General features: G+C 57.7%; 14 protein-coding genes. 8 read left to right on the top strand and 6 right to left on the bottom strand.

Going from position 1 to position 14820, the window contains the following annotated elements; all coding sequences use genetic code 11:
* Window positions 1-35: 35 nt before the first annotated feature.
* The gene (locus tag KO116_RS18350; protein WP_035564624.1) at window positions 36-1484 is read left to right on the top strand and encodes a TrkH family potassium uptake protein; all 1449 of its coding nucleotides are present in this window, start codon (window positions 36-38) and stop codon (window positions 1482-1484) included.
* A 43-nt stretch (window positions 1485-1527) separates the two neighbouring features.
* A complete protein-coding gene (locus tag KO116_RS18355) occupies window positions 1528-2802 on the top strand; it encodes a TraB/GumN family protein (RefSeq protein ID WP_035564627.1) in 1275 nt (424 codons plus the stop codon).
* Here KO116_RS18355 and KO116_RS18360 read toward each other — a convergent pair.
* The gene (locus tag KO116_RS18360) at window positions 2737-3573 is read right to left on the bottom strand and encodes a tRNA-uridine aminocarboxypropyltransferase (protein ID WP_082072645.1); all 837 of its coding nucleotides are present in this window, start codon (window positions 3571-3573) and stop codon (window positions 2737-2739) included. The two genes, KO116_RS18355 and KO116_RS18360, sit on opposite strands and share 66 nt — an antisense overlap.
* 179 nt (window positions 3574-3752) lie before the next feature.
* On the opposite strand from KO116_RS18360, the gene bioB reads away from it, so the two are divergent.
* From bioB to bioA, 6 genes are read left to right on the top strand one after another with little or no spacing between them, the layout of a single operon-like run.
* Window positions 3753-4847, top strand: a complete 1095-nt coding sequence (bioB, locus tag KO116_RS18365; protein WP_035564629.1) for a biotin synthase BioB — start codon at window positions 3753-3755, stop codon at window positions 4845-4847.
* Entirely contained in the window at window positions 4840-5997 is a 1158-nt protein-coding gene (gene bioF / locus KO116_RS18370) for an 8-amino-7-oxononanoate synthase (RefSeq protein WP_035564631.1), read from the top strand. Before bioB ends, bioF begins: the two co-directional genes overlap by 8 nt.
* The gene (locus tag KO116_RS18375; protein ID WP_035564633.1) at window positions 5997-6719 is read left to right on the top strand and encodes an alpha/beta fold hydrolase; all 723 of its coding nucleotides are present in this window, start codon (window positions 5997-5999) and stop codon (window positions 6717-6719) included. Before bioF ends, KO116_RS18375 begins: the two co-directional genes overlap by 1 nt.
* A complete protein-coding gene (gene bioC, locus KO116_RS18380) occupies window positions 6716-7498 on the top strand; it encodes a malonyl-ACP O-methyltransferase BioC (protein WP_035564635.1) in 783 nt (260 codons plus the stop codon). The genes KO116_RS18375 and bioC overlap by 4 nt, the downstream gene beginning before the upstream one ends.
* Window positions 7495-8184 (top strand): dethiobiotin synthase, encoded by a 690-nt coding sequence (gene bioD / locus KO116_RS18385; protein WP_035564637.1) that lies wholly within the window; start codon window positions 7495-7497, stop codon window positions 8182-8184. Before bioC ends, bioD begins: the two co-directional genes overlap by 4 nt.
* Complete coding sequence (gene bioA / locus KO116_RS18390; protein ID WP_035564639.1) at window positions 8181-9452, top strand: adenosylmethionine--8-amino-7-oxononanoate transaminase; 1272 nt, start codon at window positions 8181-8183, stop codon at window positions 9450-9452. The genes bioD and bioA overlap by 4 nt, the downstream gene beginning before the upstream one ends.
* A 119-nt stretch (window positions 9453-9571) precedes the next feature.
* On the opposite strand, the gene KO116_RS18395 is transcribed toward bioA, so the two are convergent.
* From KO116_RS18395 to eat, 5 genes are all read right to left on the bottom strand, one after another.
* Window positions 9572-10078, bottom strand: coding sequence for a lysozyme inhibitor LprI family protein (locus KO116_RS18395; protein WP_200897108.1), 507 nt, complete (start codon window positions 10076-10078; stop codon window positions 9572-9574).
* Window positions 10079-10169: 91 nt separating this feature from the next.
* The gene (locus KO116_RS18400) at window positions 10170-10883 is read right to left on the bottom strand and encodes an SIR2 family NAD-dependent protein deacylase (protein ID WP_035564641.1); all 714 of its coding nucleotides are present in this window, start codon (window positions 10881-10883) and stop codon (window positions 10170-10172) included.
* A 43-nt stretch (window positions 10884-10926) separates the two neighbouring features.
* On the bottom strand, window positions 10927-12687 hold the full coding sequence (gene aceK, locus KO116_RS18405; protein ID WP_035564643.1) for a bifunctional isocitrate dehydrogenase kinase/phosphatase: 1761 nt from the start codon (window positions 12685-12687) through the stop codon (window positions 10927-10929).
* An 84-nt stretch (window positions 12688-12771) separates the two neighbouring features.
* Entirely contained in the window at window positions 12772-13266 is a 495-nt protein-coding gene (locus tag KO116_RS18410; RefSeq protein WP_035564644.1) for a CIA30 family protein, read from the bottom strand.
* Between the two features lie 83 nt (window positions 13267-13349).
* Window positions 13350-14789 carry an ethanolamine permease gene (gene eat / locus KO116_RS18415; RefSeq protein WP_035564646.1) on the bottom strand — a complete coding sequence of 480 codons (1440 nt, stop codon included), beginning with the start codon at window positions 14787-14789 and terminating at the stop codon, window positions 13350-13352.
* Window positions 14790-14820: the final 31 nt, after the last annotated feature.

A 14820-nucleotide genomic window follows, 5' to 3' on the forward strand; every position in this document is an offset into this window, starting at 1 on the left:
CCAATGGCTGCTAAAAACAGGAGCATGCGACAACCATGAGTCTGCGGGTTATTTTGCGCATTTTGGGGCTGCTGCTGATGCTTTTCAGCCTTACCATGCTCCCCCCAACGCTAATCTCACTCTGGTTTCGCGACGGCGTGTGGAGTGCCTTTATTATTGGCATTGCGATTTCGGTGGCGACGGGGTTACTGCTCTACCTGCCCAATCGACGCTCGCAAAAAGAGCTGCGTATTCGCGACGGCTTTATTATTGCCGCGATGTTCTGGACGGTGCTGGCGCTATTTGGTTCGTTGCCACTGATGCTATTCGGCGAAGGTTCGCTGGACATTACCGATGCGGTATTCGAGTCGTTCTCAGGCTTGACCACCACCGGCGCCACGGTGATTACCGGCATCGATTTTTTACCTGAGTCGATTCTCTACTATCGCCAGCAGCTCCAGTGGCTGGGCGGCATGGGGATCGTCGTTTTAGCCGTCGCCATTTTGCCCACCCTAGGTGTCGGCGGTATGGCGCTGTATCGCACCGAAATTCCTGGGCCGCTGAAAGACTCCAAGCTCACCCCTCGAATTACCGAAACCGCCAAGGCGCTGTGGTACATCTACGCTACGCTCACCCTCGCCTGCATGATCGCCTATATGCTAGCGGGCATGAGCTGGTTCGATGCCTTGAGCCATAGCTTTTCCACCATCGCCAACGGCGGCTTTTCCACCTACGATGCCAGCATCGGCTATTTCGACAGCGCTGCCATCGAGATGATATGCGTGGGCTTTATGTTGATTTCAGCATTCAGCTTTAGCCTGCACTTTATCGCCTGGCGTGAAAAAAGCCTGATGCACTACTTTCACGACCCCGAAGCGCGTTTTTTAATGCTATTTCTGCTCGCCCTGGCCGTGGTCACCGTACTCTCCCTGTGGTTAACCGACACCTACGACACAATGCGCGGCCTACGGCACGGGGTGTTCCAGGTCGTTTCGGTGGCAACAACCGCCGGTTTTGGCGTCGCCGACTTCTCCATGTGGCCCGGCGCCCTGCCCTTTCTGCTGTTTATGGCCGCGTTCGTGGGGGGCTGCTCCGGCTCTACCGGTGGCGGTATGAAGGTCATTCGGATTATTTTGATCATCAAACAGGGCATGCGTGAAATCATGCGTCTGATCCACCCCAATGCGGTGATTGCGGTCAAAGTGGGCAAGGTCAGCGTTCCCGATAGCATTGCCCAGGCGGTGTGGGGGTTCTTTTCGGTCTACGTGATGCTGTTTTTTTTAATGCTGGTGGGCGTCATGGCCACCGGGGTTGATCAGGTAACCGCCTGGTCGACGGTGGGATCTGCACTCAATAACCTTGGCCCCGCCCTCGGCGAAGCCAGCACTAACTACGGCGACATGCCCAGCTTGGCAAAATGGATATTGGTAATGGCCATGCTGCTCGGCCGCCTGGAAATTTTTACGGTACTGGTGCTGTTTACCCCCGCTTTCTGGCGGCGCTAAGCACGTCACGCCTGCCCCTTATTGATCGATTTGAGAGCTGTTAATGAACCACGAAGATACATCTCACGACGAAACAACCAACGCAGAAGCGGGGTCGCTGGCTGAAACACCGACTTCCCTGCCGTCCACCAGCGGGCCGTTAAAAACATTCACTATCGGCGAAACCCGCTACACGCTCCTGGGCACGGCCCATGTGTCGGCGGAAAGTGCCGACGATGTGCGTGCGCTGTTGGCTAGCGACGCCTTTGATGCGGTGGCGATCGAACTCTGCGACGCTCGCCACCACAGCATGTCCAACCCGGACGCCATGGGCGAGCAGGATCTGTTTCAAGTTTTTAAAGAAGGCAAAGCGGGCATGGTTGCCGCCAGCCTGGCGCTGGGTGCCTTTCAGCAGCGGATTGCCGATCAGTCCGGCATCCAGCCGGGGGCCGAAATGCGTGCGGCGGTAGAGGAAGCCAGCCGACTGAAACTGCCGCTGCTGCTGGTGGACCGCGATGTAGGCCTAACGCTGAAGCGCATCTATCGCAACGTGCCTTGGTGGCAGCGCTTTTCGCTATTTTCAGGCCTGATCGGCAGCGTGCTCTCCCGCCAGGATGTCTCGAAGGAAGATATCGAAAAACTCAAAGAAGGCGATATGCTGGAAGCCACCTTCAGCGAGTTTGCCGCCGAATCCGAAGCGCTGTATACGCCGCTGATTCGCGAGCGCGACCGCTATATGGCGCTTCGCTTGGCAGAAGAGGCACCGCCTGGGCGCTACCAGCACGTGCTAGTCGTCATCGGCGCAGGCCACTTAAAAGGCACCGGCGAGCACTTGGAAGCACCGCTGCCCGCCGATCCGAAAGTAGAGCGTGAATCACTGGAAGCCACCCCGCCGCCGTCCAAGCTTTGGAAAGCGCTGCCCTGGCTGATTACCGCTTTGGTGCTTACCGGCTTTGCGATTGGTTTTTCGCGCAACACCGACCTTGGCTGGCAACTGGTGCTTGAGTGGTTCTTGATTAACGGCATTCTCTCTGGGGGGGCGACGATTATCGCCCTGGCACACCCCGTTACCGTGATCGCCACCTTCTTTGCCGCCCCGCTCACCTCGCTGAACCCCACCATCGGCGCGGGCTTTGTGGCCGCTGGGGTTGAGCTCTATATGCGCAAACCCAAAGTGCGCGATTTTTCATCGCTACGCCACGATGTCACGCAGTTGAAAGGCTGGTGGCAAAACCGCGTATCGCGCACCCTGCTGGTGTTTATTCTCGCCACGCTAGGCTCCGCGGTGGGCACCTGGGTGGCCGGATTCCGAATCGCCGGCGCTCTGTTTGGCGGCTAGGCGCCGCATCGCTGCAGTGGGCGGGTCGATTTTATGATGAAGTCGGCTCGCCGCGTAGCTATCGTTAAACACCTCAAAGTAGTCGTCCAGCACGTCCGCAGCGACCGTATCCCCGCCCTGACGCAGTAACTCAATCGCCACCTCCGCAGTACAAAGGTGCGCTTTTGACGCCGGTTTGCGCAGCCGGTAGCGCGTCTCGCGCTCGGTTCGCAATGGCAGCACAGGCAACGCATCCAGATAAGCGCTTTTACGGAACATACGCCGCGCCTGACGCCAAGTGCCATCCAGAATGATAAACACCGGAATACGCGCCTGCTCTTTCACCGTGTGCACCGCTTCGATACCCACCACCCGATCCGCGTAGTCGGGCTGATCATCGGGAAAGATCACAAAGGGCGCGTAACGAGGATCTTTCAACAACGCCGCTAGCTGGGCATCCGGCGCCGTACGGTACCAGCTAAATACCTGGGTCGTTGAGATCACATCGCGAATCAAACGGCCGGTATTGGTCGGCTTGAAGTGCTCAAGCGGGTGGGTCAACAACCACACCTGGGCATAACTCTCCGCCTTCACCTGGTAGGGGCACAGGCAATTCAGTACGGGGAGCTGGCAGTTATCGCAGCGAGTGACAAAACTACCCCGCGCTTTGAACTCGCGCCGCGGCGGACGCGGATGTTCACTGGTGGGACTCTCACAGCCAACAATAGAAAGATCATTCACAGAACCCTTATCAACAGAGCCCTCGCCAACAGAGCTTTCAAAAGCAGACATTCGCGCTCCATAGGATTGAATAACCAAGTGCGGAAAAGGGCGCAGAGTATAAATGAGCGTGCTGCCTTTTGACGAATGTTTCCACCACCACCGTAAACCTAAAAAACCTCCAACGTTGACACCTAAAGCGCAACGCCGCTAAAGTCTCGTCAACTATTAAAGGTAAAAAGGTTTACACCATGACCGTGCATCACGAACAGCTTCTTCATGAACATTGCCTTCATGAACAACGTCACGACTGGACGCTGGATGAGATCAACGCGCTTTTTGCGCTGCCGTTCAATGACCTGCTGTTTCAAGCCCAGCAGGTTCACCGTGCCCACTTTGATGCTAACGCGGTGCAGGTCTCTACCCTGCTGTCGATCAAGACTGGCGCTTGCCCTGAGGACTGCAAATATTGCCCCCAGTCCGGCCACTACAATACCCAGCTGGAGAAAGAGAAGCTGCTGGAAATTGAAAAAGTGGTTGAACAAGCCAAGGCTGCTAAAGAAGCCGGTGCCAGCCGTTTTTGTATGGGTGCCGCCTGGCGCAGCCCGCGGGATAAGGATTTACTGCTAGTCGAAGAGATGGTGCGTCAGGTGAAAGCGGTGGGCCTTGAAACCTGTATGACGCTGGGGATGGTCGACGGTGAACAGGCCAGCCGCCTGGCGACGGCGGGGCTCGATTACTACAACCACAACCTGGACACCTCGCCGGAGTTCTACGGCGAGATCATCACCACCCGCACCTACAGCGACCGGCTGGAAACCCTCTCCAACGTGCGCGATGCAGGCATGAAGGTCTGCTCCGGCGGCATTCTCGGCATGGGCGAAGAGGCCCGGGATCGTAGCGCCCTGCTGCAACAGCTGGCCAAGCTCTCACCGCACCCGGAATCCGTACCGATCAATATGCTGGTGAAAGTGCCCGGCACACCGCTGGAAAATGTCGAAGATTTAGACCCCATCGAGTTTATCCGCGCCATTGCGGTCGCCCGCATCATGATGCCACAAAGCCACGTGCGACTCTCCGCTGGCCGCGAGCAAATGAACGAATCAACCCAGGCGCTGGCGTTTTTGGCAGGTGCCAACTCGATCTTCTACGGCGACAAGCTGCTGACCACCGGCAACCCCCAGGTGGATCGCGACCGTGCGCTGTTTGCCAAGCTGGGACTGCACCCTGAAAAGCGCGAAACCTGCGAAAGCGAAGATACCCAAGCGGCACGCCTTGCCCAACAGGCACAGCAGCAGGTGCACGCCGAACGGGTTGCCGAGCTGGCGGTAGACGCCAGTGTCTAAAGCGTGGCAACAGCGTCTGGCCGACGCCCGTGCTCATCGTCAACAGACGGAGCGCTGGCGAACTCGTCAGGTAGCCAAAAGCAATACCCTCGACTTTGCAGGTAACGACTACCTGGGTCTCGCTCAAGACCCGCGTGTTAGTGAGGCCCAGGTAGCGGGCGCTCGCCGTTACGGTGCAGGTGCAGGCGCTTCGCATTTGGTCAGCGGTCATCTGGAGATTCACGACGCCCTGGAAGAAGCGTTAGCGCGCTGGACAGGCCGTGAACGTGCGCTGCTGTTTTCTACCGGCTATATGGCCAATCTCGGCGTGCTCCAAGCGCTGGCAGATCGTCATACCGCACTTTTTCAAGATCGCCTCAACCACGCATCGCTAATCGATGGCGCCGCATTAAGCGGTGCCCGCTCGCGGCGCTTTCATCACCGCGACGCCATTGATTTAGCAAGCCTGCTGGCGCGCAGTGAGTGTGCGCACAAGCTCGTGGTCAGCGATGGCGTTTTCAGTATGGATGGCGATATCGCCGACATCGCCACACTGGTCGAAGTCTGTCAGCAGCACAGTGCCTGGATGATGATCGACGACGCCCACGGCGTTGGCGTGCTAGGCGACAATGGCAGCGGCTGCGTGGGCAGCACTTGGAACAGTGCCGAGGTCCCGATTTTGGTCGGAACCCTGGGCAAAGCATTAGGTACCGCCGGGGCTTTTGTAGCCGGAGATACCGAGCTAATCGAGCACTTGATCCAGTTTTCACGCAGCTATATTTACACCACCGCCCAGCCCCCGGCGATTGCCGCCGCGACTTTAAAAGCGCTGGAGATCGTTCAGAGTGAACCGGAACGCCGCGCCCAGCTAAACGCCAATATCACTTATTTTCGCCGCGAAGCGCTTCTCTTGGGACTCCCTCTTAGCGATTCGGCCACCCCTATTCAGCCACTGATTTTGGGTGATGAAGCGCGCACACTACGCTGGGCAGCGCAACTACAACAGCGGGGCATACACGTAGGAGCGATTCGCCCACCTACGGTACCCAGCGGTGAAGCACGCTTGCGTATTACGCTAAGCGCAGTTCATACCCGTGACCATATCGATCAGTTATTAGCAGCGCTAACAACGTGTCAGCGTGAGGAGTCTCTGTGCCTTACCCACGCCTAATGCTGCTCTCAGGCTGGGGCATTGACCGTCGTATTTGGCAGTCACTTGAAGCCTATTGGCCGCATGAAACTGAAGCTCAGCCTATCGATTGGCCGGGTTATAGTGAAGGTGATGGCGATACCCCCGCGCTACCCGCTAATGCGACCATAGCGCAGTTAGCGGAGTCGATGGCCACGTCATTACCCCACGATACAGTGTGGGTAGGCTGGTCCCTGGGCGGCCTACTGGCGACCGTCCTGCTCGACTACCTCCCGGCCCCGAAGGGGCTTATATTATTAGGCGCAGGCGCCACTTTCTGCGCCGATGATGGCGTTACCACCGCCGAGCTAAAGGCTTTTCAGCGCGCCTTTCAGCGCGACCCCACCGCAACCTGGCAACACTTTTTGCGCTGGCAGACACAAGGGGAGCCTAGCCCCCGGCAGGCTTACCGGCAACTGCAGGACCTGCTGGGCGATACACCGCCCGCCGATATCACCTCCTTAGCTGCCGGCCTGCACTGGCTGGCGTCGATTGATAATCGCTCAAGGCTAGCAGCCTCCCCTTGCCCGGTAGTACACCTCACTGGCGAGCATGACCCATTCATCAGCCCCGCCCAGCGCCGCATAAGCGAACCCCTAAGCGGTGTCGGCCACTGCCCGATGCTCTCGCAGCCCCAGGTGCTCGCCGCCGCGATTATCCGTCATGCTACCCAGATGACTAACGTCAGCACGGCGGTTTTATGAGCGACCTAACGCTGAACAGCGAGGTTAACTGGCAAGCACGGGTCGCCCACGCCTTTTCCCGGGCTGCGCCCCGCTATGATGTACTCGCCACTGCCCAGCGCCAAATAGGCGAAATGCTTTGGGATTCGTTACCTCCAAGCGCTTTTAACGTGTTGGATATGGGGTGCGGTACCGGCTACTGGACTCAGCAGTTGGCTGAACGTTACCCCCAAGCCCGCGTAACGGGGCTCGATATCGCCCCCGGCATGCTCGAACAGGCACGTCAGCGCTATAGTGAAAGTATCCACTGGCAACCGGGTGACGCTGTGGCCCTGCCGTTTGGTAAGCACACCTTTGATCTAGTGTTTTCCAACTTGGCGGTGCAGTGGTGTCGCAATATTGGCGCGGTGATGGAGGAGCTTTACCGGGTTCTCACACCCGGCGGGGAGGCGCATATCACCACGCTGCTGCCCGGCACCCTGGAGGAGATTGCCTTTGCCTGGCAGCGCCCCGAGGCGCTGCTGCAAATGCCTGATCGCGCCAGTGTCGAGAGGGCCATCGGCGAAAGCGGCTTAACCATCACCCGTCAGGCGGCCAGCGTTGAGCGCTTCAGTTACCCTGACTTGAAGGCGGTAATGGCGTCTATCAAAGGTGTCGGCGCTCAGATTGCCCGGCCACAGGCCAGCCTTAGCCGAAATGACGTCGCCGCCGCACAAGCGCGCTTTGAACAACTCCGCCAGCCGGAAGGCCTACCCGTGAGCTACCACTGCTTAACGCTGCACTTGGAAAAATCGCTATGAACGTCTGGTTTGTGACGGGCACCGATACCGATGCGGGTAAAACCCTAGTGACCAGTGGATTGCTCTATGCCGCCCGCCAACAGCAGTTGAGCACGCTGGGCTTAAAACCCATCGCCTCAGGCAGCCAAGCGACGCCTGAAGGCCTGCAAAATAGCGATGCCCTCGCCCTTCAGCATCAAAGCGTGCCGCCGGTCGACTACGTCAAGGTGAATCCCATCGCCTTTGCCCCCGCTATTGCGCCCCATCTTGCCGCGCTAGAGACGGGCCAGCCGCTTGAGGTTAGCGCTATCGTTAGCTTGTTGCGCGAAACGCTTAGCCAAACACCCAGAGATATCACCCTGATTGAAGGCGCCGGTGGCTGGCGCGTACCGTTAAACGCGCAGGAAGATTTCGCCGACCTGGCGATAGCGCTTGAGCTGCCGGTGATTCTGGTGGTTGGCCTAAAGCTGGGCTGCTTAAACCATGCCCGCTTAACAGCAGAAGCCATTCGCGCCGACGGCTTGGTAGTAGCAGGATGGGCGGGCAGCGTAGTTGATCCCGCTTTTGCGGCTGACACAGCCCGCTTTGAGGCCAATATCGCCCATCTAAACGCCAAACTCGCGGCGCCCTGTTTAGGCATTATTCCCCATCTTGATGCCCCCGACGCCGCAACTGCCGCCCCCTATCTCTCCCTGGAGCCGTTATGAACACGCCGGTTTGGCATCCTTATGCCCACTTAAAAACCCAAACGCCCGCGCCCAAGGTGGTGGGCGGTGACGGTACTCACTTTGTGCTCGAGAGCGGCGAACGCTTATTGGATGCCACCTGCTCCTGGTGGTGCATGATTCACGGCTATGGCCACCCGCGCCTGGTGGCGGCCATTCGCGAGCAGGCAGGTGAGCTGTGCCATGTGATGCTTGGCGGCTTAACCCACGACCCCGCCGACCAGTTGGCGCGCGAGCTGGTGCGCATTACCCCCGCCGGGCTGAACCACGTTTTCTATTCGGACAGCGGCTCGGTAGGCATGGAAGTGGCGATGAAAATGGCCCTCCAGTACCAGGTACTCACCGGCAACCCCGGCAAGCAAAAGATGCTCTCGTTGATGAAGGCCTACCACGGTGACACCACCGGCTGCATGGCAGTGTGCGACCCGGAAGAAGGCATGCACAGTCTGTTCGCCAGCCTACTCCCCCAACACCATTTCGCCCCGGCACCTACGGCTCCTTTTAATGCTAGCGCTGAACAGGTTGAACACGATCTTGGCGCCCTGCGCAGCGTACTTGAGCGCCACCATGAGGAGATCGCCGCCCTACTAATGGAGCCGCTTTTACAAGCTGCTGGCGGGCTTAATATGACCTCGCCGGACTATGTCACTGGCGCCAGGGAACTGTGCGATGAGTTTGGGGTGCTGTTGATTTTTGACGAAGTCGCCACCGGCTTTGGCCGCACCGGCAAACTGTTTGCTGCCAATCACGCGGGGGTCACGCCGGATATCATGGTGCTTTCCAAAGGCTTGACCGGCGGCTATTTAGGCCACGCTGCGACGCTCGCCACAGATCGCGTCCACGACGCCTTTGTCGGCGATACTCCCCAGCACGCCTTTATGCACGGGCCTACCTTTATGGGCAACCCGCTGGCCTGCCGCGTGGCGCTGGAAAGCCTGCGCGTCTTCGAGGAAGAGAATTACCTGGGCAAAATTGCCAAGCTCAGCCAGCAGTTGCAGCATGAGCTACTTGAAGACCAAGCGCTGAATGCACATCCGGCCGTGGCTGACGTTCGAGTCCTTGGCGCCACCGCCGTGATCGAAGCGCACTCCGCCGAGGCGCTAAAAGGCGTAGGCGACTTCGCCCGCGAGCGCGGCGTATGGCTGCGCCCCATTGACCGCTGGCTCTACACCATGCCCGCCTACATCACCTCGGAAGCGGAAATCACTCAGATTACCAGCGTGATGAAAGCATGGTTTCTTGAGTCGTAATGGCTCAGGAAAGCAGCAAATTACCCTGCTGCTTCCAACGATTCACTAGCGCCGGAACGTCTTCTCCGCCAGTGGCATTGATTGCCAGCACACACGGCGGGCCTCGTTCGCGGCGCGTATCACTGCAGTCCGTCCTGACCGTCGATCAGCACCAGTGTCTGTTCTGCCGTGACCCGCATCAGACATTGCGCGGTTGCAGGGCTACCGCCGGTGCCGCCACCCCATTTCGCCCGCTCGAAATCGCAGCGGGCATCGCGGTAGCCGATCCAGGCCCGTTGCATAGCCTTCAGCGTTGGCGCCTGTGCCGGTGTGTTCCAACTGTCATCCTCTGCCTCAGCGTCAGCTGAGGCGTACATCGCCATCAGGTCGCTGTAAGCGGTGTTTAACCTGTCGTCCCAAAACTGCCGTTCCCGATCTAGACAACCCCCCATAACGACGGTCGTGGAACCGCCCTCTGTGTCAGCCATGCAGGCATTAGCGGATTCACCAACGCAGGCCAGCCGAGCGTCACCCGATGCGTCAGCAAGGCAGGACTGCGTTGCCTCGTTCGAATAAGTCATATCCTGCGCGGCAACACCGCCCGTCCAAGCCATCACGATAACAATGCTACAGATTGCGCTCTTCACGTGCTTTTTTCCCTTTATATTTGCGTGCTCGGCGCCACCGCCCTGATTGAAGCGCCCTCGCAGAAGGCTGTGCCGAGCCGGTCTCGAATTTTTAAGACAACAGCAAATTACCCTGCTGCTTCCAGCGATTTACCAACGCCGGAACGCCTTCTCCAGCGGTGGTATTGATTGCCAGCACACCCGGCGGGCTGAGCATATCCGCCTCAGGGTCGACCAGCGCGCAGGGTGTGTCGTAGTCAATGTAAGAGAGCAGCGAAGCGGCAGGCATGACCGCCAGCGACGTGCCCACGACCAGCAGAAAATCAGCCTGGCTAACAAGTTCACAGGCATCTTCAAACAGCGGCACCGACTCTCCAAACCAGACCACATCGGGACGCAGCTGGCTGCCTTTATCGCAGACATTCCCCAGCTCAATCCCCCCTTTGGGCAGCGGGTAGCGCATACGCTCATCGATGGAAGAGCGTGCTTTTAAAATCTCACCGTGCAGGTGCAGCACGTGTCGGGAGCCTGCTCGCTCGTGCAGGTCATCGATATTCTGGGTAATGATACTGACGCTAAAGCCGCCTTGCTCCAGAGCAGCCAGCGCTTTATGGGCGGCGTTGGGCTTGGCACGACGGATCTGCTCGCGGCGCTGATTATAGAAATCCAACACCTGCTGCGGATTGCGCTGCCACGCCTGGGGGGTAGCCACATCCTCGACCGGGTGGTTTTCCCACAGGCCGTCGCTGGCGCGAAAGGTTTTAATCCCGCTCTCGGCGCTAATCCCCGAGCCGGTTAATACCACCAAATGCGGGCTTGCTGCCATGTTTACCTCGTCGTTTATGTTCCACTTTTTCTTAAGTCAAACACTAATATACTAGCTGCCCGATGCTGCCCGCAAAACGCTGCTTGTTACGGTAAGGATAAACATCGATGACGCGCCCATCGATGATGGCCTGCTGCAGTTCCAGCCAGTATTCCGGATCAAATAGCTCGGGGTGCTGCGCCATGAACATATCGCGCAGCGCCTTATTAGCGAACATGAAAGGGCCAAACTCCTCTGGAAAAATATCGTTAGGACCGATGGACAACGTATCCCCCCCCTGGAAGTCATTGCCCTGGGATTTGGGCATATGCCGAAAACGACACTCGGTGAGGTAGCAGACTTCATCGTAGTCGTAGAAAATCACCCTTCCATGGCGTGTCACGCCAAAATTTTTCAGCAGCATATCGCCGGGAAAAATATTCGCCGCAGCCATTTGCTTAATGGCATTGCCGTAATCCTTAAGCACCATCTCCTTCTCTTGGTCGCTGCACTGCTCCAGATAGATGTTCAGCGGTGTCATCATGCGCTCGGTATAGCAATGTTTGATAATCACCTTATCGCCTTTCAACACAACGGTTGAGGGCGCCACTTCCAGTAAGTGCTCCAGACACTCCGGCGCAAAATGATCCTGACGGACAATAAAATTGGAGAACTCTTGCGTATCGGCCATACGCCCTACTCGGTCATGGCGCTTTACTAGTCGATACTTTTCGCGCACCACGGCGTGGGTCACGTCTTTGGCCGGGTCGAATTTATCTTTAATGATCTTAAACACGGTTCGAAAACTGGGCAGCACAAACACCGCCATCACCATGCCACGCACGCCAGGGGCGATAATAAACTGATCTTCGCGCTTGGCGACCTGACGGTTCAGGGCTCGGAAAAACTCAGTTTTGCCATGTTTGAAGAACCCGATTGAGGCATAGAGTTCACCTTCGGGCTTATGCGGCATCAACTGCTGCAGGTAATCGACAAACTCTCTGGGTACCGCCACCTCCACCTGAAAATAAGCGCGGGTAAAGGAGAAAATAATCGACACTTCATCGGTTTCGATCAGCACCGTATCCAGGTGTAGGCAAGGGTCGCCCCCCTGCTGCTCGCCAAATCCCTCGCCGTGGAGTACCGGCAGCACCAGCGGTACTTGCTCTCCACCGCCACGAATACGCCCGACCAGATAAGCCCCTTTATTGCGGTAGAAAACGCTATTCAGCAATTCGATTTCCGCATCGCCGGTGTTCAAAATCGCTGAGGGTAAGTGCTGCTGTAAGAAAGTGGCGCCGAGATGGGTATCCTGGTCTATTTCCGCAAAACGGTTTTCGAAAGGCGCATCGATAAGTGCCCATTTGAGCGCGCCCTGCCAGTCGCCATTCACCTGTTTGCGACGGCATAGGTCAATTCCCGAGCGATGGGCAGCATCCTTCCGAGAGCTATACACAAACATCCAGTCATTGCGGATATGGCGATGGTGGAAAATGGCGCAGAACAGCGAGTTAAAGAAGGTCTCGGCTAGTTCATAATCGAGCCGATGGCTGATCAGTTCGGCGTAGTGGTTGCGCGCCTCGCGCCAGCACTCGCAGTGGGACACCACGTCAGGATCGAAAGTACGCTTCAAGCGCCCAAGCGTAACGTCGATCTTTTCCTGATAGAGATTAATTCGCTCCGTCGAGGCTTGCTGAGCGTCACGCCAGGCTGCGTCGCGGAAACGACGACTGGCATCGGCAGTGATCTCTTTAAAGCGCGCACGGTACTCATCAAAACCGTGCAGAATCGTCGTGGCTAAGCGGTACGCAGGTGCGTGTTTCAAGGGCCGTGCTCCTGATCATTTTTACCAGCTTCGCGTAACTGGAAACTACATGCGAGACGACCTTGGTGGGTAGCCAATGCCTAGTTAGCGCATGGGCTCGATACGGTTGATCTGAAGGCAAAAAGGCCCCGCGGTGCGGTCAGCGATTAAAAAGCCGAGTTGGTGAATCTCGCTGGGCGTTACGGCTGGGGCATAACTCAATAGCGTTCCTCGCCGCACCGCTTCAAAGGCGCTCCAGGGGAAATGCAGCGTTTCCCAGCTATCCTGAGCAGGCGTAAATTTCACTCGGTACGCTGAGGCATCGCCAAGGGAGGTACTTTTTAGGCGAAGTTGGTAGGTGCGCCCATCCCCCCGCACGGTTAGCGCTATGCCCTGGGCATCCGCTAGCGTTGGCTCGAACCCGTTGGGCTCGCGGCGAACGGAGGCAAAACCACCGCCGTTTTCCAGCGACACCTCACCCTGAAAGCGACCTTCGTTGTCAGTAACGCGAAACGTACTCTCGGAAACACCGCCCATAACACCATCATCCACTGCGTACCAGCGCTGTTCTTCATTAGGACTATCAAATGTTAACGCCATGACGACTCCTTCTCATCAGCCAAAAAAGCCTCTTTGCCACAAGGCAAAGAGGCTTGGTCAGCCTAGGCGATTAGGCTTGTAAATTACAGCTTCGCTGTCGAGACCGCTGGGTCTGAATCACTATCATCCAGCTCCTCAGGTGACGCGACTACCAGTGCAAACTCCTCCTCAGCGGTTTTCGCTACGAGGTGATTCTTGCTGTAGAGGAAGAAGTAGGCTGCGCCAACAATGAACAGCACGATGGTGTAGTTAAAGGCGCGTGGGTCGAAGGCGTATACCCCGGTAAGCGCAACCAGGGAAAGCACCAGTGCAATCCCTGAGGTCACGACACCACCAGGTGTTTTATACGGACGTGGCAGGTCAGGCTGCTGTACGCGCAGCATAATGTGGCTCAGTGCCATCAATGCATAGGAAATCGTCGCACCGACCACGGCCATTCCCAGCATCAAATCGCCTTCCCCGCTCAACGACACCAGAAAACCAAACACGCCGGGCACGATCAGTGCCAAATAAGGCACTTTACGGCCACTGGTCAGCGACAACGGTTTGGGAAGGTACCCCGCCCGTGAAAGCGCAAAGACCAACCGGCTGTAGCCATAAATAATCGAGAAGAAGGAGGCGATCAGCCCCGCCAAGCCCAGCACGTTCACCAACGTGGCCAGGGTCGGGTTGCCCGCCGCGTTCAGTGCATCCACCAACGGTACGCCGCTTTGACCGATCATCTCAGCGCCTGCCGCACCGGCCAGTAATACCACGACTAATAGCGCTGTGAAGAGCAGAAACAGCATCGCCGCGATAATCCCTTTGGGCATATCCCGAGCGGGGTCTTTAGCTTCTTCCGCGGCCAGCGGTACGCCTTCCACCGCCAGGAACAACCACATACCAAAGGGTAGCGCCGCCCAAACGCCGTACCAGCCAAACGGCATAAAGGTGCTGGCGCCCGCCGAATCGGTGGGGGCAATATCAAACAGGTTGGCAGCGTCGAAACTGCCAATTAGCGCGACAGCAGTTGCCAGAATAGCGAACACCGCCAAGCCGCTAATCACCATCATGACCTTGAGCGCTTCCCCCACGCCTGCCAAGTGGATACCAATAAACACGGCGTAGAAAATCAGGTAAACCAGCGGGCCGTTAATGCCGATTAACGCCTCTACCGCGGCACCGATAAAGATCACAATCGCCGCTGGGGCCAAAGCGTACTCGATCAATACTGCAAGCCCCGTTAAATAACCACCGGCAGGCCCCATTGCCTGGCGGGCAAAGCTATAGCCACCGCCCGCTGCGGGAATCGCCGCGGACATTTCCGCCAGGGACAGCACCAGGGCCAGATACATCAGCGCCATCAAACAGGCCGCTATCGCAAAGCCACCCCAGCCCGCTTCGGCGATACCAAAGTTCCACCCGGCGAAGTCACCGGAAATGACGTAAGAAACCCCAAGCCCAGCCAGCAGTATCCAGCCAGCGGTGCCTTTGCGCAGTTGGCGTTTTGCCAGATACGCCTGATCAATCGATGGTTGTGTCATCGTTTTGCCCTTTCAGTGTGGAACGAAATCG

Origin of the sequence: Halomonas sp. KO116 (assembly GCF_000734975.2) — a bacterium.
Taxonomy (GTDB): Bacteria; Pseudomonadota; Gammaproteobacteria; order Pseudomonadales; family Halomonadaceae; genus Vreelandella; species Vreelandella glaciei.

Bases quoted from the DNA above. Each gene is read 5' to 3' on its own strand.
- KO116_RS18350 (WP_035564624.1), top strand. From the start codon at position 36: ATGAGTCTGCGGGTTATTTTGCGCATTTTGGGGCTGCTGCTGATGCTT.
- KO116_RS18355 (WP_035564627.1), top strand. From the start codon at position 1,528: ATGAACCACGAAGATACATCTCACGACGAAACAACCAACGCAGAAGCG.
- KO116_RS18360 (WP_082072645.1), bottom strand. From the start codon at position 3,573: ATGTCTGCTTTTGAAAGCTCTGTTGGCGAGGGCTCTGTTGATAAGGGT.
- bioB (WP_035564629.1), top strand. From the start codon at position 3,753: ATGACCGTGCATCACGAACAGCTTCTTCATGAACATTGCCTTCATGAA.
- KO116_RS18375 (WP_035564633.1), top strand. From the start codon at position 5,997: ATGCTGCTCTCAGGCTGGGGCATTGACCGTCGTATTTGGCAGTCACTT.
- bioC (WP_035564635.1), top strand. From the start codon at position 6,716: ATGAGCGACCTAACGCTGAACAGCGAGGTTAACTGGCAAGCACGGGTC.
- bioD (WP_035564637.1), top strand. From the start codon at position 7,495: ATGAACGTCTGGTTTGTGACGGGCACCGATACCGATGCGGGTAAAACC.
- bioA (WP_035564639.1), top strand. From the start codon at position 8,181: ATGAACACGCCGGTTTGGCATCCTTATGCCCACTTAAAAACCCAAACG.
- KO116_RS18400 (WP_035564641.1), bottom strand. From the start codon at position 10,883: ATGGCAGCAAGCCCGCATTTGGTGGTATTAACCGGCTCGGGGATTAGC.
- KO116_RS18410 (WP_035564644.1), bottom strand. From the start codon at position 13,266: ATGGCGTTAACATTTGATAGTCCTAATGAAGAACAGCGCTGGTACGCA.
- eat (WP_035564646.1), bottom strand. From the start codon at position 14,789: ATGACACAACCATCGATTGATCAGGCGTATCTGGCAAAACGCCAACTG.